This window comes from Azospirillum sp. TSH64, from assembly GCF_003116035.1.
Classification (GTDB): domain Bacteria; phylum Pseudomonadota; class Alphaproteobacteria; order Azospirillales; family Azospirillaceae; genus Azospirillum.
Genome location: NZ_LGQW01000015.1, coordinates 4,221,690 through 4,245,082 on the forward strand (window position 1 = coordinate 4,221,690; position 23,393 = coordinate 4,245,082).

The 23,393-nt window shown below is 67.7% G+C and carries 22 protein-coding genes; 18 read left to right on the forward strand and 4 right to left on the reverse strand.

All coding sequences use genetic code 11. The features are described 5' to 3' along the window. Window positions 1–7 precede the first annotated feature (7 nt). From TSH64_RS20520 to TSH64_RS20535, 4 genes are all read left to right on the forward strand, one after another. Window positions 8–622, forward strand: coding sequence for a TRAP transporter small permease (locus TSH64_RS20520; protein WP_109447775.1), 615 nt, complete (start codon window positions 8–10; stop codon window positions 620–622). A gap of 12 nt (window positions 623–634) precedes the next feature. After that, on the forward strand, window positions 635–1,915 hold the full coding sequence (locus tag TSH64_RS20525; protein ID WP_109447777.1) for a TRAP transporter large permease subunit: 1,281 nt from the start codon (window positions 635–637) through the stop codon (window positions 1,913–1,915). A gap of 35 nt (window positions 1,916–1,950) precedes the next feature. Next, complete coding sequence (locus tag TSH64_RS20530) at window positions 1,951–2,970, forward strand: TRAP transporter substrate-binding protein (protein WP_109447779.1); 1,020 nt, start codon at window positions 1,951–1,953, stop codon at window positions 2,968–2,970. Between the two features lie 122 nt (window positions 2,971–3,092). Beyond that, entirely contained in the window at window positions 3,093–3,770 is a 678-nt protein-coding gene (locus TSH64_RS20535; protein WP_109452868.1) for a TetR/AcrR family transcriptional regulator, read from the forward strand. 31 nt (window positions 3,771–3,801) lie between these two features. Here the strand turns inward: TSH64_RS20535 and TSH64_RS20540 are convergent, their stop codons facing one another. After that, the gene (locus TSH64_RS20540) at window positions 3,802–4,740 is read right to left on the reverse strand and encodes a LysR family transcriptional regulator (protein WP_109447781.1); all 939 of its coding nucleotides are present in this window, start codon (window positions 4,738–4,740) and stop codon (window positions 3,802–3,804) included. Between the two features lie 93 nt (window positions 4,741–4,833). Between TSH64_RS20540 and TSH64_RS20545 the strand changes: the two genes are divergently transcribed. The 6 genes from TSH64_RS20545 (at window position 4,834) to TSH64_RS20570 (ending at window position 10,207) form a co-directional block, all read left to right on the forward strand. Continuing rightward, window positions 4,834–5,301, forward strand: a complete 468-nt coding sequence (locus TSH64_RS20545; protein WP_109447783.1) for an ester cyclase — start codon at window positions 4,834–4,836, stop codon at window positions 5,299–5,301. Window positions 5,302–5,597: 296 nt separating this feature from the next. Then, window positions 5,598–6,794 (forward strand): ABC transporter substrate-binding protein, encoded by a 1,197-nt coding sequence (locus TSH64_RS20550; RefSeq protein ID WP_109447785.1) that lies wholly within the window; start codon window positions 5,598–5,600, stop codon window positions 6,792–6,794. A gap of 33 nt (window positions 6,795–6,827) precedes the next feature. Then, window positions 6,828–7,760 carry a branched-chain amino acid ABC transporter permease gene (locus TSH64_RS20555; RefSeq protein ID WP_109447787.1) on the forward strand — a complete coding sequence of 311 codons (933 nt, stop codon included), beginning with the start codon at window positions 6,828–6,830 and terminating at the stop codon, window positions 7,758–7,760. Next, window positions 7,757–8,746 carry a branched-chain amino acid ABC transporter permease gene (locus tag TSH64_RS20560; protein ID WP_109447789.1) on the forward strand — a complete coding sequence of 330 codons (990 nt, stop codon included), beginning with the start codon at window positions 7,757–7,759 and terminating at the stop codon, window positions 8,744–8,746. The genes TSH64_RS20555 and TSH64_RS20560 overlap by 4 nt, the downstream gene beginning before the upstream one ends. Then, entirely contained in the window at window positions 8,739–9,494 is a 756-nt protein-coding gene (locus TSH64_RS20565; RefSeq protein WP_109447791.1) for an ABC transporter ATP-binding protein, read from the forward strand. Before TSH64_RS20560 ends, TSH64_RS20565 begins: the two co-directional genes overlap by 8 nt. Then, entirely contained in the window at window positions 9,494–10,207 is a 714-nt protein-coding gene (locus tag TSH64_RS20570; protein ID WP_109447793.1) for an ABC transporter ATP-binding protein, read from the forward strand. The genes TSH64_RS20565 and TSH64_RS20570 overlap by 1 nt, the downstream gene beginning before the upstream one ends. 69 nt (window positions 10,208–10,276) lie before the next feature. On the opposite strand, the gene TSH64_RS20575 is transcribed toward TSH64_RS20570, so the two are convergent. After that, window positions 10,277–11,005: a GntR family transcriptional regulator gene (locus TSH64_RS20575; protein WP_109447795.1), complete on the reverse strand. Its 729-nt coding sequence runs from the start codon at window positions 11,003–11,005 to the stop codon at window positions 10,277–10,279. Between the two features lie 125 nt (window positions 11,006–11,130). Between TSH64_RS20575 and TSH64_RS20580 the strand changes: the two genes are divergently transcribed. Genes TSH64_RS20580 through TSH64_RS20610 form a run of 7 tightly spaced genes read left to right on the forward strand, consistent with a single transcriptional unit; the run spans window position 11,131 to window position 19,826 of the window. Beyond that, window positions 11,131–12,516, forward strand: coding sequence for a M20/M25/M40 family metallo-hydrolase (locus tag TSH64_RS20580; RefSeq protein WP_109447797.1), 1,386 nt, complete (start codon window positions 11,131–11,133; stop codon window positions 12,514–12,516). After that, entirely contained in the window at window positions 12,513–14,087 is a 1,575-nt protein-coding gene (locus TSH64_RS20585; protein ID WP_109447799.1) for an ABC transporter substrate-binding protein, read from the forward strand. The genes TSH64_RS20580 and TSH64_RS20585 overlap by 4 nt, the downstream gene beginning before the upstream one ends. A 4-nt stretch (window positions 14,088–14,091) precedes the next feature. Then, entirely contained in the window at window positions 14,092–15,039 is a 948-nt protein-coding gene (locus tag TSH64_RS20590; RefSeq protein ID WP_109447801.1) for an ABC transporter permease, read from the forward strand. Next, complete coding sequence (locus tag TSH64_RS20595; protein WP_109447803.1) at window positions 15,032–15,862, forward strand: ABC transporter permease; 831 nt, start codon at window positions 15,032–15,034, stop codon at window positions 15,860–15,862. The genes TSH64_RS20590 and TSH64_RS20595 overlap by 8 nt, the downstream gene beginning before the upstream one ends. Next, window positions 15,859–17,445 carry an ABC transporter ATP-binding protein gene (locus TSH64_RS20600; protein ID WP_109447805.1) on the forward strand — a complete coding sequence of 529 codons (1,587 nt, stop codon included), beginning with the start codon at window positions 15,859–15,861 and terminating at the stop codon, window positions 17,443–17,445. The genes TSH64_RS20595 and TSH64_RS20600 overlap by 4 nt, the downstream gene beginning before the upstream one ends. A gap of 18 nt (window positions 17,446–17,463) precedes the next feature. Beyond that, entirely contained in the window at window positions 17,464–18,690 is a 1,227-nt protein-coding gene (locus TSH64_RS20605; RefSeq protein ID WP_109447807.1) for a M20/M25/M40 family metallo-hydrolase, read from the forward strand. Further along, on the forward strand, window positions 18,687–19,826 hold the full coding sequence (locus TSH64_RS20610; protein WP_109447809.1) for a Xaa-Pro peptidase family protein: 1,140 nt from the start codon (window positions 18,687–18,689) through the stop codon (window positions 19,824–19,826). Before TSH64_RS20605 ends, TSH64_RS20610 begins: the two co-directional genes overlap by 4 nt. Before the next feature lie 74 nt (window positions 19,827–19,900). On the opposite strand, the gene TSH64_RS20615 is transcribed toward TSH64_RS20610, so the two are convergent. Together TSH64_RS20615 and TSH64_RS20620 are read right to left on the reverse strand one after the other, a co-directional pair. Next, a complete protein-coding gene (locus TSH64_RS20615; protein WP_199237617.1) occupies window positions 19,901–21,394 on the reverse strand; it encodes a M20/M25/M40 family metallo-hydrolase in 1,494 nt (497 codons plus the stop codon). A 214-nt stretch (window positions 21,395–21,608) separates the two neighbouring features. Beyond that, complete coding sequence (locus TSH64_RS20620; protein ID WP_109447813.1) at window positions 21,609–22,334, reverse strand: SDR family oxidoreductase; 726 nt, start codon at window positions 22,332–22,334, stop codon at window positions 21,609–21,611. A gap of 147 nt (window positions 22,335–22,481) precedes the next feature. On the opposite strand from TSH64_RS20620, the gene TSH64_RS20625 reads away from it, so the two are divergent. Beyond that, window positions 22,482–23,390 carry a LysR family transcriptional regulator gene (locus tag TSH64_RS20625; RefSeq protein ID WP_109447815.1) on the forward strand — a complete coding sequence of 303 codons (909 nt, stop codon included), beginning with the start codon at window positions 22,482–22,484 and terminating at the stop codon, window positions 23,388–23,390. Window positions 23,391–23,393 lie beyond the last annotated feature (3 nt).

Below are 23,393 nucleotides of genomic sequence, written 5' to 3' on the forward strand. Positions count from 1 at the left end.
GGACCGCATGAGACAGCTGGTCGAGGCCTATTTCACCCTCATCAAGATTCTGATGGCGCTGTGCATGGCCGGCATGGTGGTGCTGGTGTTCGGCAATGTCGTGCTGCGCTACGCCTTCAACAGCGGCATCACGGTATCAGAGGAGATGTCGCGCCTGTTCTTCGTCTGGATGTGCTTTCTCGGCGCCATCCTTGGCTTGCGCGAGCGGGCTCATCTCGGCGTCGATACGCTGGTGGCCCGCCTGCCGCGGACCGGCAAGATGGTCTGCGCGGTGCTCAGCTGCGGCCTGATGCTGTGGGTCACCTGGCTGGTGCTGCAGGGAAGCTGGACGCAGACCCTCATCAATTGGAGCGCGCAGGCACCGGCCACCGGCCTGTCGATGGGGCTGCTCTACGGCATCGGCGTGGTGTTCGGACTGTCGACCGGCGCCATCCTGCTGCACGAGATGTACCTGCTGCTGACCGGAAAAATCTCCGACGACGATCTCGTGATGGTCTCTGAATCGGAGGATCTGCCGGAGGCCACCGCCCACGGAGCCCACACCGGCGGCCACCGGACGCACCAGAGCACCAACCGGACGGAGGCATTGCCGCTGCCTCCCCGCACCGTCTCCAGCCGCTGAGGGCGCCGGACCATGACCATCACCATTTTCCTCGGCTCCCTGCTGGGCGCCATGGCCATTGGGATGCCCATCGCCTATGCGCTGCTGCTGTGCGGCGTGGCGCTGATGATCCACCTCGACCTGTTCGACGCGCAGATCGTGGCGCAGAACCTGATCAACGGCGCCGACAGCTTTCCCCTGATGGCCGTGCCCTTCTTCATGCTGGCCGGCGAGATCATGAACACCGGCGGTCTCGCCAAGCGCATCGTCAACCTCGCCATGGCGATGGTCGGCCACATCCGCGGCGGGCTCGGCTATGTCGCCATCCTGGCGGCGACGGTGATGGCCAGCCTGTCCGGCTCCGCGGTGGCCGATGCCGCGGCGCTGGCGACCCTGCTGGTGCCGATGATGGTGGCAGCCGGCCATGACCGCAACCAGTCCGCCGGCCTGGTCTCGGCCAGTGCCATCATCGCGCCGATCATCCCGCCCTCCATCGGCTTCGTCATCTACGGCGTGGCCGGCAACGTCTCGGTCACCAAGCTGTTCCTGGCTGGCATCTTCCCCGGCATCCTGCTGGCCATCGGCCTGTGCGGCGCCTGGTGGTACGTGTCGCGCAAGGAGAACCTGTCGCCGCCGCCGCGCCGCTCCATGCGCGAGGTGCTGGCGATCCTGCGCGAGGGCGTGTGGGCGCTGATGCTGCCGGTGATCATCATCGTCGGGCTGAAGTTCGGCGTCTTCACTCCGACCGAGGCCGCCGTGGTCGCCGCCGTCTATTCGCTGTTCGTCGCCGTCTGCGTCTATCGCGAGATGTCGATCGCCGACATCTACCCTGCCCTGCTGGGAGCGGCGAAGACGACCAGCGTCGTCATGTTCCTGGTCGCAGCGGCGCTGGTGTCGTCCTGGCTGATCACCGTCGCCAACCTGCCGGGGATGGTGACCGATCTGCTGGAGCCGCTGATGGACAACCAGACCCTGCTGCTGCTGGCGATGATGGCGCTGGTGGTGGCGATCGGCACCGCGATGGACATGACGCCTACCATCCTGATCCTGACTCCGATCCTGGTTCCGGTGTGCAAGCAGGCCGGCATCGATCCCGTCTATTTCGGCGTGCTGTTCATCATCAACAACGCCATCGGCTTGATCACCCCGCCCGTCGGCACCGTGCTGAACGTGGTCTGCGGCGTGTCGAAGGTCAGCATGGAGGGTGTCATCAAAGGCGTCTGGCCCTTCATGCTCGTCCAGTTGGTCGTCCTTTTCCTGCTGACCCTGTTCCCGTCGCTGGTGATGGTTCCGGCGGCATGGCTCAGCCACTGATCCCATTCCGTAAGAAAAAACCCGGAGGAAACCCAATGAAGACGCACATGAAATCCCTGCTCGCCGGCCTGCTGCTGCCCGGCCTGCTGTTCGCGGGTGCCGCCGCCGCCGCGGACTACAAGGACCGTTCGGTCAAATTCGCCTTCCAGAACGTCAAGGAGCATCCGCAGGGCCAGGGTGCGCAGAAATTCGCCGACATCGTCGAGGCGAAGAGCGGCGGCAAGATCAAGGTCAAGCTGTTCCCCGGCGGCACGCTCGGCGGCGACGTGCAGACCGTGTCGGCTTTGCAGGGCGGCATCGTCGAGATGTCGGTGATGAATGCCGGCATCCTGGTGTCCCAGGCCAAGGAATTCGCGCTGGTCGACCTGCCCTTCCTGTTCAACAGCGCGACCGAGGCCGACGCCCTGCTGGACGGTCCGGTGGGCGAGCAGCTGATGGCAAAGCTGCCGGAAAAGGGCTTGGTCGGGCTCGGATTCTGGGACCTCGGATTCCGCAACCTGACCAATAACCGCCGGCCGGTGAAGACTGCCGCCGACATCGCCGGCCTGAAAATCCGCGTCATCCAGACGCCGATCTACATCGACATCTTCAAGGCGCTGGGCGCCAACCCGGTGCCGCTGGCCTTCCCCGAACTCTACAGCGCGCTTGAAACCGGCACCGTCGACGGGCAAGAGAACCCGGCAAAGACCATCGAGTTGACCAAGTTCAACGAAGTCCAGAAATACATGACGATCACGCGGCACATCTACAACCCGCAGTCGCTGATCATCTCCAAGAAGTTCTGGGACACGCTGAATTCCGACGAAAAGGCCCTGTTCCAGAGCGCTGCCGCTGAAGCCACCGTCTTCCAGCGCAAGCTGTCGCGCGAGCAGGAGGCTGACGCGCTGGCGTCGCTGAAGGCGAAGGGCATGACCATCGACGAACTGCCGGCCGACGAACTCTCCAAGATTCGCGAGAAGGTCAAGCCGGTGGTCGACAAGTACAAGGCCGAGATCGGCGATGCACTGGTCACCCAGGCCTATGCCACCATCGAAAAGAAGCGCGCCTCGAACTGACCGGCGAGTTCAAAGTGGAGCGTGTCCGCACGCTCCACCACTCCGCCATTGAGCTTTCTATCATGTTCGTCCATTACCTCCGTTGAAGGCGCTTTCTGCGCCGCATGAAAATGGAACAGGGCATGACGGCGGACGACGCGACCGGAACAACTCCAAAAGCCAAGCCGAGCCGCAAGAACGATCCGGAAGGCACCCGCCAGGACATCCTTGAGGTGGCAACGGAGGAGTTCGCCTCGCTGGGATTCAGCGGCGGCCGGGTCGATGCCATCGCAGCACGCACCCGCACCACCAAGCGCATGATCTATTATTACTTCGGCGGCAAGGAGGAGCTGTATCTTGCCGTGCTGGAGAAGGTCTATGGCGACATCCGCGCCATCGAGAACCGGCTGAACCTCCAGAATCTGGACCCGGAAGCGGCGATCCGCGCCTTGATCGATTTCACCTTCGACTATCAGGAGCAGCACGAGGATTTCATCCGGCTGGTCAGCATCGAGAACATCCACCGCGCCGAACACATGAAGAAGTCAAAGGCCATCGCCAATTTGAACATCACGGTCATCGACACGCTGGCCCGCATTCTGGAGCGCGGCCGGGCGGTGGGTGTGTTCAAGGCCGACATCCAGCCCATCGATCTGCATCTGATGATCAGCGCCTTCTGTTTCTTCCGGGTGTCGAACCGCCACACCTTCAACCTGATCTTCCATCAGAATCTCGCCGCCACCGACACGCGCACCCGGCACAAGCGCATGATCGCGGATGCCATCGTCAGCCTGCTCAAGACGGAAGCGGCAGGCTCCTGAACCGGCCTCGCCGAACAGGCTCACCGCCCGATCAGATAGCCGTCTCGGCAGAGGGACGAAGTCCGGCGCGGTGCGGAACCGACGCCAGCAGGTCGCGGAACCAGCGCTGTGCCGGGTGAACGTCGTTGCGGCGGTGCCAGGACAGGGCGAAGAGAATCGGCGGAAGGTCGAGCGGGGCCGGCATGATGCAAAGCCGCTCCGCATGTCCCGAGGCGGCGACCACGCCTTCCATCAGGGTGGCGATCAGGTCCGTTTGCGCCACCAGGGCCGGAGCGGCATAGAGTTGCGGCAGCGTCAGGGCCAGCCGGCGCTTCAATCCCTGCTTTGCCAGGGCTGCATCGACCACCCCGTAACTCTCATTCTCCGGCGACACCAGAAGGTGCGACTGCGCCAGGAAACCGTTCAGTTCGAGCGGCGGGCGTACAGTCGGGTGCCCCCTGCGGACGACGCAGACGAAACGCTCCTCGAACAGGATGCGGCTGAGAATCCTGCCGCTGGAGGTCGGCGGCACGCCGACCGTCAGATCGACCTCGCCGGCGTCCAGCATGCCGATGGCATCGTCCCGTGCGATGAAGTTGCGGATGCGCAGGGTGACGCCCGGCGCCTGTTCGCGCAGGATTTCCAGCAGGGCCGGCAGCAGGGCAAAGGTCGGGTGATCCGACAGGCCCAGGGTAAAGCTGGCGGTGGAGGTCGACGGGTCGAAGCTCTGCGTGAACGCCAGTGCCTGCTGGAGTTCGGTCAGGGCCCGGCCGATCGGTTGAGCCAGGTCGAGCGCCAGCGGGGTCGGTTGCAGCCCATGCGGCCCGCGGACGAACAACTCGTCCTTCAGCAGCCCACGCAGGCGGGCCAACGCGGCGCTCATGGCCGGTTGGGTCCGGCCGATGCGGGCCCCGGCCCGTGTGACGCTGCGCTCCGCCATCAAAGCATCGAAGGCGACGAGCAGGTTCAGGTCGATGCCATGCAAATCCATGGTATGGATGTTTTCATATATTGAGGATCGATTTCAAGCATGTCGGGTCATCGGGTAGCGTCCCCTCATCGCATCCCCGAAAGGACAAGCCCCATGGCACCGCAGGACGACACCGTGACCGGAACCGGGCTCACGCCGCAGGAACTCCGCGCCGTCGAGACGCTCTACCGCGCCTTCAGCGACGGCAACCCGGACCTTCTCGACGAGGCGGTGACCGAGGATTGGCAGGACATTCCCCTCAATCCCGGCCAGCAGCCGGGCCGCGAGGGAATGAAGCCGCTGATTCGCGGATTTCTCGCAGCGTTCCCGGACGCCAAAATCGAGGTTCTGGACATCATCGGTGCACCCGGCCGTGCCGCCGTGCGGGCGGTGATGACCGGAACGCACAGCGGCGACTGGTTCGGGATTGCCCCGACCGGGCGGTCCTTCCGGGTGGCGATCCACGAATTCCACCGAATCGCCGACGGCAGGCTGACCCACACCTGGCATCTCGAGGACTGGTTCGGCTGGATGAACCAGATCGGAGCCCGCCCCGTTCTTGCGGAGGAGGCCGGACAATAGCCTTCTGAGCCGGCATTCCTTCTGCCGGCGACAGTTGGAACGGGTTTCTCCCGCGTTCTTTTCAGTGTCGGCATGACGGCGCGCTGGCCAGGGCGAAGCATTTGCCCCCCGTAACCGGGCCATCGCCGCCATCGGGCGTCCTTCCAGACAGTCCGGTCCGGTTCGGAAGAACCGGATTTCGGATCTGGACAGTTCGCTTCCCACCACGGACAACCGGCGCACCGCACAGACACGGATGCCAAAAGCCGGACTGCGAGGGTATGCTTCCGACACATCAGGAACAGGGAAATCCATCAATGAATCGTCGCAGCTTTCTCACCACGACCGCATCAGCCGCAACCGTCGCCGCCGCCGGGGGATTCGCGTTCGCACCGTCCATCGCGCGGGCGCAGAATCAGGCGGTGAAGGTGGCTTTCGTCGGCACGCTGTCCGGTCCGGGGGCGGCGCTGGGGACGCATCTGCGCGACGGCTGGCTGGCGGGGGTGACGCGGCTGAACAACCAGCTCGGCGGCCGGGCGGTCGAGACGCTGGTGATCGACGACGAGCTGAAACCCGACGTGGCGGTGTCCAAGGTCCGCGCCGCGCTGGAGCGCGACAAGGTCGATTTCGTCGTCGGAGTCGTGTTCAGCAACATGCTGCAGGCCATCGTCCGCCCGGTGACGGAGAGCAACACCTTCCTGATCACCGCCAACGCCGGTCCCTCCACCCTCGCCGGCAAGGGATGCAGCCCCTTCCTGTTCAGCAGCGCCTACCAGAACGACCAGCCGCACGCGACCATGGGGCAGGCGGCGCAGGACCTGGGCTACAAGCGCGTGTTCATCCTGGTGCCGAACTATCAGGCCGGCAAGGACGCGGTGGCCGGCTTCCGCAGCCGCTACAAGGGCGAGGTGGTCGACGAGGTCTATGTGCCGCTGAGCCAGCTCGACTTCTCGACCGAGGTCACCAAGATCGCCGCCGCCAAGCCGGACGCCATCTTCACCTTCATGCCGGGCGCGCTGGGCGTCAATCTGGTGCGGCAGTACCGTCAGGCCGGGCTCGCCAACATCCCCTTCCTGTCCACCTTCACCGTCGACGAATCGACCCTGCCGGCCCAGGGCGAGTCGGCTCTCGATTTCTACACCGCCGCCACCTGGGCGCCCAACTTCGACAACCCGCACAGCCGCCGCTTCGTGCAGGAGTTCGAAGCGGCCTACGGCTATGTCCCGTCGAACTTCGCCGCCCACGCCTATGACGCCGCCCACATGCTGGACGCGGCGATCCGCCGGACCAAGGGCGACGTCGCCGACAAGGCGGCGCTGCGCACGGCGCTGGAGGCCGGCGACTTCCCGTCGGTGCGGGGCGCGCTGCGGCTGGGGCCCAACCATTTCCCGATCCAGGATTTCTGGCTGTGCAAGGTCGCCAAGCGCGCCGACGGCAAGTTCCAGACGGAAACCGTGCGCAAGGTGCTGAGCGCCGATGCCGACGGCTACGCCGCCTCCTGCAAGATGGGGTGATGGGCGGGACGGGCTGACGGGGGGGCTTTCGCGATGTCCATGCTTCTGGTGCAGGCTCTCAACGGCCTGCAATTCGGGGTGCTGTTGTTCCTGGTGGCGGCCGGACTCAGTCTGGTGTTCGGCGTCATGGATCTGATCAATCTGGCCCATGGCGTCCAATACATGCTGGGTGCCTATGTCGCCGCCACGCTGGGGGTGTGGACCGGCAGCTTCTGGCTGGGGGCGCTGCTGGCTTTGCCAGTGGCGCTGCTGGTCGGGCTGGCGCTGGAATGGCTGGTGTTCCGCCATCTCTACCGCCGCGACCATCTCGCCCAAGTGCTCGCCACCTTCGGGGTGATCCTGACGGTGGAGGAGGCGACGCGGGCGCTGTGGGGCAGCGCGCCGCAGACCGTGCTGGAGCCGTCCGGGCTGACCGGCGGCCCGATGGGCGGGGTGGAGATCGTGCCCGGGCTGCTCTACCCGACCTATCGGCTGGTCATCATCGGCATCGGCATCGTGGTGCCGCTGCTGCTGTGGTTCCTGGTGGAGCGGACGCGCGCCGGCATGCTGGTGCGGGCGGGGGCGACCCACCCCGCCATGGTGTCGGCGCTGGGGGTGGACATCCGCCGCCTGTTCACCGTCGTCTTCGCCTTCGGGGCGATGCTGGCGGGCTTCGCCGGGGCGCTGGCCAGCCCAATCTTCCCGGTGGCGCCGGGCATGGGCGACACCGTGCTGATATTGTGCTTCGTGGTGATCGTCATCGGCGGCGTCGGTTCCATCCGCGGCGCCTTCATCGCCGCCTTGCTGGTCGGACTGCTCGACAGCATCGGACGGGCAATGCTGCCCGACCTGCTGCGGCTGCTGCTCGACCCGTCTGCGGCCCGGCAGACCGGGGCGGCGCTGGCCTCCATGCTGGTCTACATCGTCATGGCCACCATCCTGTTCTTCCGTCCGGCCGGGCTTTTTCCGGGAGGACGCGCGGCATGACCGCCCCGTTCCGCAAAACCTTCCGCAAACATGGTCTGGCCCTGGTCACGCTGCTTGCCCTGGCGGCGGCCCCCTTTTTCGGCTTCGGCGACGGCTTTGCGCTCAGCCTGCTGGCACGCGCGATGATCCTGGGCATGGCGGCTGTCAGCCTGTCGCTGCTGGTCGGCGGCGCCGGGCTGGTCAGCCTGGGACATGCCGCGACGATGGGGATCGGCGCCTATGCCGTGGTCGCCTTCGATGCCGCCGGGGTCAGCGAGGGGCTGATCGTCTTCCCCGCCGCCATCGCCGCGGCGGCCGTCTATGCGCTCGTGACGGGAGCGGTGTCGCTGCGCACCAGCGGCGTTCATTTCATCATGATCACGCTGGCCTTCGGCCAGATGGCCTTTTTCACCACCTCCTCCTTCTCCAGCCTGGGCGGCGACGACGGCTACACGCTCTATGCCCGCACCGAGTGGCTGGGAAGCCGGATCATGGACAGCCGGCTGACCTTTCATTTCCTGTGCCTGGGCCTGCTGGCCCTGGTGTGGGTAGGCGGCACTCTGCTGCTGGGCAGCCGGTTCGGCCGGGTGCTGCGGGCGGCGCGGGAGAATCCGCAGCGGGCGCTGGCGGTGGGTTTCCAGCCCTACCCCTACCGTCTGGTCGCCTATGTGATGGCAGGGGCGGTCGGCGGTCTGGCCGGCGCCCTGCTGGCCAACGCGACGGAGTTCGTGTCCCCTGCCCTGCTGTCCTGGACCCGGTCGGGGGAGTTGCTGTTCATGGTCATCCTCGGCGGTGTCGGCCAGCTCGGCGGCGCGATCCTGGGGGCGCTCGCCATCGTGCTGCTGGAGGAAACGCTGTCGCACCTGCTGGTCTATTGGCGGCTGGTGTTCGGGCCGCTGCTGGTGCTGTCGGTGCTGTTCCTGCCGGACGGGTTGGTCGGCGCGCCGCTGCGCCTGCGCGCCGCCTTCCGGTTCGCCTCGCCCAAGCGGAGGAGCGCCGATGCCTGATCCGTTGCTGGAACTGCACGGCCTGAGCAAGAATTTCGGCGCGCTGACCGTGACCTCCGACGTGTCGCTGACCGTCCTGCCGGGGGAGATCCATGCGATCATCGGCCCCAACGGGGCGGGCAAGACCACGCTGATCCACCAGATCAGCGGCACGTTGCGCCCGGACCGCGGAACCATCCGCTTCGCCGGCCAGGACGTGACCGCCCTGCCGTTCGAGCGCCGCGCCCGGCTGGGGTTGGCCCGCAGCTTCCAGATCACCAGCATCGTTCCGGGCTTCACCGCGCTGGAGAACGTCGCTCTGGCGGTGCAGGCGCGCAGCGGCTCCTCCTTCCGCTTCCTGCGCCCGGTCGCGACCGAGAAGGCGCTGAACGAAGAGGCACGCGCGGCGCTGGACACAGTCGGGTTGGGACGGGTCGCCGACCGCACCGCCGCCGCCCTGTCGCATGGCGAGAAGCGGCAGCTCGAACTCGCCATCGCCATCGCGATGAACCCGCGCCTGCTGCTGCTCGACGAGCCGCTGGCCGGGGCGGGGCCGGAGGAGACCGAGCGGCTGATCGGTATCCTGCGCGAACTGCGCAGCCGCTACGGCATCCTGCTGGTCGAGCATGACATGCAGGCAGTGTTCGCCCTGGCCGACCGCATCTCCGTCCTGGTCTATGGCCGCGTCATCGTCACCGGCACAGTGGACGAGATCCGCGGCCACCCGGAAGTCCGCACCGCCTATCTTGGAGAGGACGCGCTGGCGTGATGCTGAAGATCGACAATCTCACGGCGGGCTACGGCCAGAGCCAAGTGCTGTTCGGCGTGTCGCTGTCCATCGAGGCCGGGCAGGTGCTGGCGCTGATGGGTCGCAACGGCATGGGCAAGACGACCACCATCTCCGCCGTGATGGGGCTGATCCCGCCCTGGGGCGGCACTGTCAGCTTCGACGGCCAGGGCATCGGCCGCATGCCGCCGCACCGGGTAGCGCGGCTTGGCGTCGGGCTGGTGCCGGAAGGCCGCCAGATCTTCCCGACCCTGACGGTGGAGGAGAACCTGGTCGCCACCGCCGCCGCCCGTGGGAATGGCCCAGGCGCCGGGGCTGCGCGCTGGACGCTGGAGGCGGTGTGGGAGCTGTTCCCCCGCCTGCGTGAGCGCCGCCGCAATCTGGGCAACCGGCTGTCGGGCGGCGAGCAGCAGATGCTGGCGATCGGCCGGGCGCTGATGACCAACCCGCGCCTGCTGATCCTGGACGAGGCCACCGAGGGGCTGGCACCGGTGATCCGCGCCGAAATCTGGGCGGTGCTGGAGACGCTGAAGCGCGAGGGCCAGTCGATCCTGCTGGTGGACAAGAATTTGTTGGCGGTTCTGCGCCTCGCCGACGCCTGCGCGGTAATCGAGAAGGGCCGCACGGTGTGGAGCGGCAGCAGCGCGGATCTGGGTCGGGCGGCCGACATTCAGGAAACATACCTGCACATCTGAAGCGTCGGGCGCTCCCGCACCGCGGGATATCGGTCAACCGCTGTCGACGGTGCCATGCCCTCTCGTCCGTCAGCGCACTTCGTTCACATAGCGGTGCTCGTCCGTCAGCGTCCTGTGGTGGCTGATGATGGTCAGGGTTCCGGTCTGGTCGAACGCCTCCTCGTCGATGACCAGAAGCGGCGTCGGGTCGGGGACGCAGAGGTCGGCGCGATCCTCGGCCGTGGCGAGCCCGGCCGAGACCCGCTCGCGCACGGCGGAAATGCGGATGCCGTGGACGTCGAGCAGGTGGAGGTAGAGCCGCTGCGGCACCAGTGACGGTTCCAGCGGGAAATCGGGCACCCGGCGGGCCACCAGCGCGATGTGCGAGCGCATCACCGCCCGCCCCTCCACCCGGCGCAGCCGCGCGATGCGGATCAGCGGCTCGCCCGGTGCCTCGCCCAGCAGGGCGGCCTCGTCTGCGGTGGCCGGGCTATGCCCGACCTCGGTCACCACCGCCTCGGACAACAGCAGTTGGCCGTCCCCGCCATGCAGGCGGTAATATTGGAAGAAGAAGCGCAGGCTGTGCTGCGGCGTGCGCCCGGTGACCACCGTCCCGGTCTTGCGCCTGCGCATCAGCATGCCATCCGCGGTCAGGTCGGCCAGCGCACGGCGCATCGTTCCCACCGCAACCCCATAATCGGCGGCCAGCGCGACCTCACCCGGCAGCACCATGCCGGGCGGCCATTCGCCCAGCAGAATGGCTTCCGCCATGCGGCGCTTGACGTGCTCGTAGAGCGGGATCGGCAGGTCACCCGCCATGTTTGCCGTCTTTTTGTTCACTACCGCCTCGAAAATAGCCAGAAATTGCTCGAATCTTGACGATTGACAAAGATTTGTGCGCCGGTCACATTTCTTTATAGAATATAGAAAACAGCGAGCCTGTCATGGACAATCGGCACGGAAGCGGCCAGACCACCGGCGACGATGGCCTCGATGCGGCGATGGCCTGGATCGCGCGGTCGGCGGAACCCGCCGTGGCCGATCTCGCCCGTATGATCGCTGTCGACACGTCCTTTCCCCCCGGTGCCGGCTACGACGCTTTCGCCGACCTGATGGATGAGCTGATCGCCCCGCTGGGCTTCCGCTCCAGCCGGGTCGTCGTCCCCGACGCCCTTTGGCGGGTGCCCGGCGGGCCGGCGTCCGGCCGGCGCACCAATCTCATCGGCGAACGCGAGACGGGCAAGCCGGTTCTCGGACTGTATTTCCATGTCGACACCGTGCCCGCCGCCGCCGGCTGGGACAAGGACCCGCTTCGCCTGACCCGCGAGGGCGACCGGCTGTACGGGCTGGGCGCCGCCGACATGAAGGGCACCATTGCCGCCGTGCTGCTGGCGTTGCGCGCCGCCAAGGCCTGCGGCCTGCCGCTCGCCTACGACCCGATGCTGCTGTTCTGCACCGACGAGGAGGGCGGGCTCTATCCCGGCGTGCGCTACCTTGCCGAACAAGGACTGCTGAAGGGCCATGTCCTGAATTTCAACGGCAGCGCGGCACCGCGCATCTGGTCGGGCTGCTTCGGCCTGTTCAACCTGATGATCCGGCTGCACGGCCACACCGTCCATGCCGGCGAGGGCAACAAGTCCGGCTCCGGCGCCAACGCCATCGAGGCGGCGCTGCCGCTACTCCAGGCGCTGACCGACCTCAAGCCGGTGGTGGCGCAACGGACCTCGGCCCTGCCGCCGCCGCCGACCGCCTCCGGGCCGCTGGCTGCCCGGCTCGACATCGCCGCCGCCCATGGCGGCATCTGCGGCGGGCAGGTCCCCTCGCTGTTCGAGATCCTGGTCTGCCGCCGCTATGCGCCGGAAGAGGATTACGAGGAGGCGCGGGCGGAGATCGAAACGGCCGTCGCCCGTGCGATGGCAGCGAGCCCCGGCATCGCGGTGGACATCCAGCTGGTCGGCCATCTCGCCCCGACCGGCGATCCGACCGGCCCGCACTGGTCGCGCTGGCAGGCGGCGCTGTCGGCCGGCTTCGGCTACCGCCCGGACGAGTTCCGCGCCTGGGGGGCGGCCAGCTGCTCCGACTTCGGCTGGGTCCAGCGCACCGGCATGCAGGAAGTGCTGCTGACCGGGCTTGGCCGGCCCGAGAGCAACGTCCATTCCCCCGACGAACACACCACCGTCGCCGACATCGTGGCGTTGGCGCAGAGCGTGCTGGCCTATCTGGCCGCCGGCTTCGCCCCCGACCTGATCCCCGAAAAGACCGACCAGAACACCTATCCGAACGCCGTGCCGACCCCAGGCCGCGGCCCGCAGAAGGAGTCCGACCGATGAGTTCCGTGACCCGCCGCCTCTTCCTCGCCGGGACCGCCGCCGGCCTCGGCACCCTGCCCGCCTTCAGCCTGACCGGTGCAGCACCGGCCTTCGCCCAGCAGAGCGCCGCGCGCCGCGGCGGCGTGCTGCGCATTTCGGTCGATCAGGCCGCCAGCGTCATCCACCCGCTGCGCACCCGCGTGAACCCGGAATATCTGGTGGCCGAGCTGCTCTATTCCGGCCTGACGCGGCTCGCCGCCGGCATGAAGGTGGAGCCGGACCTCGCCGAATCCTGGTCGCCGGATCAAACGCTGACCGAATGGACCTTCGTCCTGCGGCCGGGCCTGACCTTCCATGACGGCTCGCCCTGCACCGCCGCCGACGTGGTCGCCACCTTCACCGCCATCCTCGATCCCAAGACCGCCTCGCCGGGCCGCACCAATGTCGGCCCGATCAAGGAGGTGACGGCCAAGGATGAGCGGACCGTGCTGTTCCGCCTGACCTCGCCCTATGCCGACCTGCCGGTTGCGCTGGCCTACACCAACGCCCGCATCGTCCCGGCCAAGGTGATCGAGACCGACCTCGACAGCCTGTCACGCAGCGCCGTCGGAACCGGCCCGTTCAAGCTGGTCTCCTTCGAACCCGACCGCAAGATCGTGGTGGAGCGCAACCCGGCCTATTACGACCCGGCGCGCCCCTATCTCGACCGGGTCGAGGTGCTGGTCTATCCCGACCGCACCGCCGAGGCCTCGGCGCTGATCTCCGGCGACATCGACCTGATGCTGGGCACCGCCCCCGGCGAATACCAGCGGCTGGAGAAGGCCTCCGGCGTCAAGGCGCTGCGGGTGCCGTCGGGCCAGTTCCTGAACGTCAACATGGGCTGCGACCAAAAGCCCTTCTCCGACCCGCGCGTCCGCAAAGCGCTTGCGCTCGCCATTGACCGCGAGGCGATGGTGGGCTTCGTTGCCGGCGGCTACGGCACGCCCGGCAACGACACGCCGATCAGCCCGGCCTACCGCTTCTACCGCGAGCAGCCGCTGCGCAAGGCCGACATCGCCCAGGCGAAGAAGCTGCTGGCCGAGGCCGGCTATCCCAACGGCGTCGACCTGACCATGATCGCGTCGGACAAGCCGGGCACCCGCACCGAGCTGGCGGTCGCCATCCGCGAGATGGCGAAGCCCGCCGGCTTCCGCATCCAGGTGCAGACCATGCCGCACGCCACCTACCTGGATCAGGTGTGGAAGAAGGGCAATTTCTACGTCGGCTTCTACAACATGCAGGCGACCGCCGACGCCGTCTTCTCGCTGCTCTACACGTCCGACGCCGCCTGGAACGAGACGCGCTGGAACAACAAGGCGTTCGACGCCATGGTCGCCGAGGCGCGGACCAAGACCGACGAGACCGAGCGTGCCGCGCTCTACGCCAAGGCGCAGCAGCTGATGCATGACGAGGTGCCGTCGGTCATCCCGGTCTTCTTCGACCTGCTGGCGGCGCGGCGCGACTATGTCGAGGGCTACGACCTCCACCCGCGCGGCTCGGTGTTCCGCCTCGACTTCGTCTCGCTCGGGGCGGCTGCGCCCAAGCGGAGTTGAGGCCGTGAGCGCATCCTGGCTCCTGCGGCGGCTGGCGCTGATCCTCTACACGGTCTTTATCGTGTCGGTGCTGGTCTTCGGCATCACCCAGGCGCTGCCCGCCGACGCCGCCGTCACCCTGCTGGGCGAGAACGCCACCGCCGAGGCGCTGAACGCGATCCGCGAGCGCCTCGGCCTCGGCGACCCGATCTGGTGGCAGTATCTGCGCTGGGTCGGGCACGCCGCGACCGGCGATTTCGGCCTGTCGATGCGCACCGGCCAGCCGGTGGGGCCGGAGATGCTGACGGCGCTCGGCCGCTCGCTTCTGCTGGCCGTTGCCGCCATTCTGGTCATGCTGGTGATCGCCGTGCCGCTGGGCATGCTGGCAGCGGTGCGGCAAGGCAAGCTGGCCGACATGGCGACCGGGCTGATCTCCTATCTCGGGGTCTCCTTCCCGGAGTTCGTCACCGCGACGCTGCTCGCCATGCTGCTGGCCGACACCCTGCAATGGTTGCCGGCCACCGGCTACGTCTCCCCGCTGGAGGATTTCGGCGGGGCGGTTCGGCATCTGGCCCTGCCGGTGCTGACCGCCTCACTGATCCTGGTGGCGCATGTCGCCCGCATGGTGCGGTCGGAAACGCTCGACGTGCTGCACAGCGACTATATCCGCGCCGCCCGGCTGAAGGGGCTGCCGGAGCGCACGGTGCTGGTCCGCCATGCCCTGCGCAACGCGCTGCTGCCGGTGGTCACCATCGTGGCGCTGGATGTCGGCTATCTGCTGGGCGGCATCATCGTCATCGAGGAGATCTTCGCCATTCCCGGCATCGGCCGGCAGCTGATGGTGGCGGTCACCGCCCGCGACCTGCCGTCGATCCAGGCCGGCGCCCTCATCATGTCGGCGACCTACGCCGTCGCCAATACGCTGGCCGACGTCGCCTACGCCGTCCTCGACAAGAGGATCCGCTATGACTGACCTGCTGCGCCGCCTGATGCGCACGCCGCAAGGCGCCATCGGCCTGATTTTGCTGGCGGTGCTGGCCGCCGCCTGCCTGTTCGGCCCCTGGCTGGCCCCCCACGACCCGGAGAAGATGGACTTCCTCGGCCGCTTCCGTTCGCTCGGCGCCCAGAACTGGTTCGGCGCCGACCAGTTCGGCCGCGACGTGCTGAGCCGCCTGCTGGTCGGCGCCCGCTCCACCCTGCCGATGGCGCTGGCCGCCACCCTGCTCGGCACCGTCGCAGGCGCCGTGGTCGGCACCGCGTCCGCCTATCTCGGCGGGCGCTGGGACGAGGCGATCATGCGCACCATCGACGCGGTGATGGCGGTGCCCGGCCTGCTGCTCGCCCTGCTGCTGGTCAGCACGCTCGGCAACGGCGCCGGCAACGCGATGATCGCCATCGCCGTCACCTTCGCCCCCGGCATGGCCCGCGTCACCCGCGCGGTGGCGCTGACCGTGCGCGGCCAGGACTATGTCAAGTCGGCCACCGTGCGCGGCGAAAGCGCGTCCTGGATCATTTTCCGCGAGATGCTGCCCAACGTGATGGCCCCGGTGGTGATCGAGGCGACGATCCGCGTCTCCTTCGCGGTGATGCTGTTCGCCACCCTCAGTTTCCTCGGCCTCGGCGCCCAGCCGCCGGCTTCCGAATGGGGCCTGATGGTGGCGGAGGCGCGCCAGTACGTTCATCAGGCGCCCTGGATCCTCATAGCGCCGTCGCTGGCCATCGCGCTGACCGCCATCGCCTTCAACCTGCTCGGCGACGGGCTGCGCGACGCCATGAACCCGCGGGACGAACGATGACCGCAGTCCTCTCATTGCGCGACTACACGCTGGATTACCTCACCGGCAGCCGTCCCTTGCGGGTCCTGCAGGACATCAGCCTCGACATCGCACCCGGCGAGGTGCTGGGGCTGGTCGGCGAATCCGGCTCGGGCAAAAGCACGCTGGCCTGGGCGATCATGCGGCACCTGCCGAAGAACGCCCGCGAGCTGACGGGCAGCATCCGGCTCGGCGACACCGACCTGTGCAGCCTGCCACCGCGCGAGCTGACCCGCATCCGCGGCCGGCGCATCGGCATGGTGTTCCAGGATCCCTCGACCGCGCTGAACCCGACGCTGACCGTCGGCCGGCAGGTGACGGAGACGCTGGTCAACAACCGCGGCCTGACCCGGCGCGCCGCCTGGGATCTGGCGCTGGAACTGCTGGGCCATGTCGAGCTGCGCGATCCGGACGCGCTGATGCGGCGCTATCCGCACGAGATCTCAGGGGGCGAGAAGCAGCGCATCCTCATCGCCACCGCCTTCGGCTGCCGGCCGGAACTGATCGTCTTCGACGAGCCGACCACTGCGCTCGACGTCATCACCGGCGCCCGCATCCTCGACCTCTTCGCCCGGCTGCGCGCCGAGACCGGGGTCGCGGCGCTCTACATCTCGCACGACCTCGCCCTGGTCTCGCGCGTCGCCGACCGGGTGGCGGTGATGAAGAAGGGCCGGCTGGTGGAAGAGGCGCCGGCCGCCTCGATCTTCGCCCGCCCCGCCCACGAGGAGACCCGCAAGCTGGTGGCCGCGGTGCCGCGCCCGGAAAACCGGCTGGTTCATGACCGGCCGGGGGAGCGCGTCCTGCTCGCCGCCGAGGCGGTCTCGGTCCGCTATGCCCGGCCGCGCCTGTTCCGTCCGCCCCCGCCACCGGCGACCCACGCGGTCGGCTTCGACATCAAGGCCGGCGAGATCCTGGGCATCGTCGGCGAATCGGGCTCCGGCAAATCCTCCATCGCGCGGGCGCTGACCGGGCTGGCCGAGTTTTCCGGCGGCATCCGTTTCGACGGCCGGCCGATCGGCTCGGCCCGCGACATGGACGGCGCCTATCGCCGCGCGGTGCAGATCGTCTTCCAGCATCCCGACGGCTCGCTGAACCCGCGCCAGACGGTGGGGGAGATTCTATCGCGCCCGCTGAAGCTGTTCGGCACGGGGTCGGCCAATTTGAACGCCGAGATCGGCCGGCTGCTGGAGCAGGTGCGGCTGCCGGCCGCCTACGCCGCGCGTTGGCCGCACCAGCTTTCCGGCGGCGAGAAACAGCGCGTCGCCATCGCCCGCGCCTTCGCCGCCAAGCCCTCGCTGGTCATCTGCGACGAGATCACCGCCCCGCTCGACGTCTCGGTCCAGGCCTCGATCATCGAGCTGCTGCTGGCGCTGCGGGCGGAGACCGGGGCCGCCTATCTCTTCATCACCCACGACATCAACCTGATCCGCCAGATCGCCCACCGCATCGCCGTGATGCGCCGGGGCGAGCTGGTCGACCTGCTGCCCATCGACGCGGTCGACGCCGACCATGTCCACCCCTACACGCGCGACCTGATGGCCGCCTCGCCGACGCCCGTCGGCTGACCCTTTAGGATCCCTCCCATGGACACCGCAGAGATTCTCGCCCGTCTCGACACCGATGCCGCCCTCGTCTTCCTGGCCCGGATGGTCCAGCACAAGAGCTACAGCCAGACCGAGGGCGAGCGCGAACTGGCCCGCTTCATGGCCGCCTCCATGTCGGGCCTGGGGCTGGAGGCGGAACTGACGCCGGTGCCCGGCGGGCGGGTCAACGCCGTCGGCCGCTGGCGCGGTACCGGCGGCGGCAAGAGCCTGCTGTTCAACGGCCACATCGACACCAACCCGGTGACCGAGGGCTGGACCGTCGATCCCTGGGGCGGAAAGATCGACGACAAGTTTATCTACGGCATCGGCTGTTCCAACATGAAGGCGGGCGACGCCGCCTATTTCTGCGCGGTGAAGACCCTGATCGACGCCGGGGTGAAGCTGCGCGGCGACGTCATCCTCACCTATGTGGTGGGCGAGCTTCAGGGCGGCGTCGGCACGCTGGCGCTGATGGAGCAGGGGCTGCGCGCCGACTGCTTCATCAACAGCGAGCCGACCGACCTCCAGGCGATGACGATGCACGCGGCGGCGCTGAGCTTCGTCATCGAACTGGTCGGCGACACCCGCCACCTGTCCAAGCGCGAGGAGGCGGTCGACGCCGTCGTCGCCGCCTGCGACCTGATCCCGCGGCTGAACGCCCTGGCCCTGTCCGGCGCCAAGTCGCCGGAGCACGCGACGATCAACCGCGTCCATGTCGGCGTCGTCCACGGCGCGCTGGGCAAGGAACTGCACGAGTGGCGCTCGCCCCAGGTTGCCGACTTCGTGCGGATCAAGGGCTCGGCCCGCTACGCCACCGGCCAGAGCGAGGACGGGGCGCTGGCCGACCTGCGGCGCGAGTTGGACGCGCTGGAGACGCGCTTCCCCGGCCTGAAGGCCAGCGTCTTCTCCGAGGACCGCGGCGGCACCCCGACCATGCCAACCTTCGAGGTGGCGAAGGACAGCGCCATCGTCCAGGCGGTGAACCGCGCCTATCGTGCGGTGCGCGGCACCGACCAGCCGACCGGCGCCATCACCCCGCCCGGCTTCTACGGCACCGACGCCGGCCATCTCCAGCATTCCGGCGGCATGGAGGGCGTCGTCTGCGGTCCCGGCGGCCGCTACAACACCATGCCGGACGAGCGCGTCGACATCGACGACTATCTCGACATGATCCGCGTCTACATGCTGACCATCCTGGAGATCTGCGGCGTGGAGGATTGCGGATGAGCGGCGCAGCGGCCGAGCGTTTTGCGCCGCGGATGGCCCGGCTGCGCAAGGCCATGGCGGCCGGGGGCTGCGACGCCTTCCTGGCCGACCATGCCGAGCTGATCGCCTGGATCTGCGGCTACACCGTGTCGGAAACGCTCTACCGCGCCGTCATCGTGCCGATGGAGGGCGCCCCCTGCTTCGTCCTGCGCTCCATCGATGCCGGCCCCTGCCGGTCCGGGGTGTGGTTCGAAGAGGTGGCGACCTTCGACGACCACGAGGATCCGCATGGCGCGGTGGCGAAAGCGCTCGCGGCGCGCGGCTTCTCCGGCGCGAGGATCGGCGTCGATCCGGTCTCCTACGGCCACACCGCCTCCACCGCGCAGCGCCTTGCCGGGTTGCTCCCTGACGCCCGGTTCGTTCCGCTGCCGGGAGTGAGCGACCGTGTGCGCGCTTGCAAGTTCGTCGACGAGATCGACGCCATCGCAGCGGCGGCGGCCATCGCCGACCAATGCATGCTGGGGTTGGAAGGCCATGTCCCTCCCGGCCGGACGGTGCGGGAAGTGGCGGCCGCAGCGGCGGCGGCACAGCTCCGGTTCGGCGCCGACGACGGCGGACCGGGGCCGATCCTGGTGTCGGGCGGCCATGGAACCGGCGGCCACGTCGATTTCCTGCACGGCAGCGGTCTCGACCGGACGCTGATGCCGGGCGACATCCTGCATGTCGAACTGACGCCGCGGGTCGGCAACTACGGCGCACGGCTGATGCGGCCGGTCTTCGTCGGCGACCCGCCGGCCGGGGCGCGGGAGACCTTCCAACAGCTGGCGGAGATTCAGGACCGGCAGATCGCCGCCATGCGTCCGGGAGCGGCGGCGCGCGATGTCGATTCCCTGCTGCGGACGGCGGTGCTGGATGCCGGGCTGCGAAGCGACTACGGCAACGTGACCGGCTACGCCATGGGCCTCTATGCCCGCACGCCGCGGCCGAGCGACTTCTCGCAGTCCTTCCACCCCGGAGCCGACTTCCGTCTGGAGCCGGGGCAGGTGTTCCACATGTATGCGTCGGCGCAGGGCGTTGCCCTGAGCGAGACCGTTCTCGTGACCGACGCCGGGCCACGCCTGCTGACGACATGCCCGCGTCGGCCCATGAAAGGCTGAGCCCGCCACGGTGTCGAGCACATTCGGTCAGGCGGTGCGCCGCGCCAGGGAGCCCGGACGCACCGCTTCGGGGATCAGAACGGCTGCTGGAGCAGTCCGATCAGGCCCTTCACGCCCGATACGAAATTCCCGACGCGCAGGTTTTCGTCGTAGCTGTGCTGGTTGTTGTCGGCATTCACCAGCGGGACGATGACGAAGGGCACCTTCAGCGCCTCGACCGCCGCGCCGGTGGGCACGGTGCCGCCCATCATGCGGATGCGCACCGGCTCTTCGCCATAGGTCGCCTTGAAGGAGCGGTACAGCCAGTCGCCGACCGGAGCCTGCATGTCGGTCCGCGCCGCAGAACTGGAGGCCGATACCTCCTCCGAAGCCAGGGAGGCCAGCTTGTCGTACTTGGCCCGGTCCTCGTCCGTCGGATTGCCCTGGACCAGATGATAGCCCTGCGCCTCGATATGCGTCTTCAGCATGCCGATTAGCTGTTCAGGCGGCGTTTCCGGAACCGTGCGCAGGTCGAGTTCGGCGACGGCGCTTTCCGGAATGATCGTCCGCGCCTTGGCGCCGACATCGCCCGCCGCCATGCCGCGGACGTTGAGCGACGGGTATTGCAGCGCCTCCTGATAGTTCTTGCCGACCTTCTCCGCCTGCGCGATGCCCAACCGCTTGCGCAGCGCCGCTTCGTCATCGGGGACGGCGGCCATGATCTTTTCCGCCGCCGCATCGATCTTCACGGAGTCGTAATAGCCGGGAATGGTGACCCGGCCGGTCTCGTCCTTCATGGATGCCAGCAACTGCGCCAGCCGCATCGCCGGGTTGGCGGAATAATTGCCGAAATGGCCGCTGTGCAGGCCCTGCTTGGCGCCGAAGACCGTCAGCGTCGCCTGGGCGACGCCGCGGTTTCCGAACACCAGCGTCGGCTTGTTGGTCTGGTGCATCGGGCCGTCCAGCACCAGCAGCGCGTCATTCTTCAGCAGCTCGGCGTTCTGCCGGATGACCTCGCCCAGCGACGGCGACCCCTTCTCCTCTTCGGAATCGAGGATGATCTTGACGTTGACGCTGGGTTTCTGGCCGGCTTCCTTCAGCGCGTCGAACGCCGTCAGCAGCATCATGATCGGACCCTTGTCGTCCGACGACGACCGCGCGAACAGCCGCCAGTCCGGATCGACCTGATCGCCGTACAGCTTCTCCAGCGGGATCGTCTCCCACTCGCCCTTGTCGGTCTTCTGCTTCAGCGTGGCGTCCCAGGGGCTGTTCTGCTTCCACTGCTGCGGAGTGACCGACTGGCCGTCCAGATGGGCATAGAACAGGATGGTCTTCTTGGCAGGGTCGGCGCCGGGCAGTTCGGCAAACAGCATCGGCTTGCCGTTGTTCTCCAGCGCACGCGCCTGGAAGCCGCGCTTCCGGAAGGCCTGCTCCAGCCATGCGACGTTCTTCTGAATGTCAGCCGGAACAACTGCATCGTTGGGAATGGCGAGAAGCTCGACAAATTCCTTGTAATTCGCAGATGCATGCTTCGCGGCGAGCGTATCCGTGGATGGCGACGCGGCGCTCGCCTGCATCGGCAAGAACATGCACGCGCCGATGAGAAGCGCTTTTTTAAGAGAAAATTTCTCTCTGCCCGACATTTATTCCCCCTTGCGTGTTCATGACGCAATTTTTACGAAGGATTTGCGGGCATCGTCAAGTTTATCTACCGTTTACACAGGGCTGCCCTGTGCATGACGCGCGGCAGGCGGCCGGGGCGAACAGCCCCGGCAACTCCCGACGGATCGGCGGGTTCTGCCCTCAACCGCGGGCGACGGGGCGGACGGTGATCTCGTTGACACCGACATCCCGCGGCTGCTCGATGGCGAAAAGGACGGCACGGCCGATGGCGTCCGGTTCGATTGCGTTTCGGCGGTATTCGACCATCGCGCGGGCAGCCGTCTCGTCGGTGATGGTGTCGGCGAGTTCGGAGCGCGTCACACCGGGATAGATGCAGGTCGTGCGGATCGTCTCGCTTTCCTGCCGCAATCCGTCGGTGATGGCCCGTACCGCGAATTTGGTCGCGCTATAGACGGCGGAGGTCGGCACCACCTCGAAACTGCCGACCGAACCGATGTTGACGACATGCCCGCCACCCTGCGCCTCCATGACCGGGAGGACGGCGGCGATGCCATGGAGGACGCCACGGATGTTGACATCGATCATCCGGTCCCATTCCTCAACCTTCAGGGAGGCGAGCGGGGAAAGCGGCATCACGCCGGCATTGTTGACGAGGACGTCGATCCGGCCGAAGCGGTCCCTGGCTTCGGCAACGAAGCCTTCCATGCTGGCTCGGTCGGCCACGTCGAGGGCGCGGGCGGCGGCCTTGCCGCCCTTCGCCTGAATTTCCCGGACAAGCGCGTCGAGACGCCCGGTCCGCCGCGCGCCCAGCATCAGGGTGGCACCGGCCCCGGCGAGAATGCGCGCGGTGGCCTCGCCGATGCCGCTGGACGCACCGGTGACGAGAACGACTTGGTCGATGGTCATGACGATTTCCTGTGTCTCGGTGGTTGCGACGGCTGCCAGCGGCGGTCATTACGCCGTTCAGTCGCCGTCCGTGACCAGAAGTTGGCACTGAACCGCTGTCGAGATAACTTGCCTGTTGCTGGACGCTGCGGTTAGAACAGCTAACCAATGCAGATCGACCTGAATCTCCTGACCCTGTTCGCCGCGGTGGCGGAGACCGGCAATTTCCGTGCGGCGGCCGACCGCCTCGGGGTGACGCGCTCGGCCGTGAGCCAGGGCGTCCAGCGCCTGGAGGCGGCGCTGGGACAAGCGCTGTTCCTCCGCACCACCCGCAGCGTGCGGCTGACCGAAGCCGGGGAACGCTTCCTGGCGCAGATCTCAACCCCGCTGGCCGAAATCGCGAGCGCCATCGATGCGGCGTCCGGCTCGGCGGCAGAACCCCGCGGTCTGCTGCGGATCGCCGCCACCTCGATTGCCGAGCGCTTCCTGTCCGGGCCGCTGATCGCCTCCTTCAGCGAGGCCTATCCTGGCATCTCCCTCGACGTGACGGTGACCGATCTGGAGTTCGACATCGTCGCTGCCGGCTTCGATGCGGGCGTGCGTCTCGGCGAGGTCATCGAGCGCGACATGATCGCGGTGCCGCTGACGGGCGACCAGCGCCAGATCGCGGTGGCGACACCGGGCTATCTCGCCCGTCATGGGACGCCGGAGCACCCACGCGACCTCGTCAGCCACCGCTGCATCGGTTGGCGACCGCAGCCGGACACGGCCCCCTACCGGTGGGAGTTCGAGAAGGACGGACACGCGTTCGACGTGTCGGTCGAGCCGCAGATCACCACCAACGACATGCTGCTGATGCTGCGCACGGCGCTCGCCGGCGCTGGCATCACCTTCGGGATCGAGGAGACGTTCCAGCCCTATCTCGAACGCGGTGAGCTGGTCACGATCCTCGACGACTGGCTGCCGCCCTTCGCCGGCTTCTTCCTGTATTTTCCAAGCCGGCGGACGGTGACGCCCAAGCTCCGCGCCCTGATCGATCATGTGCGCCGCCACCGCGAAGGGGCGCAGTCCGGGTAACCG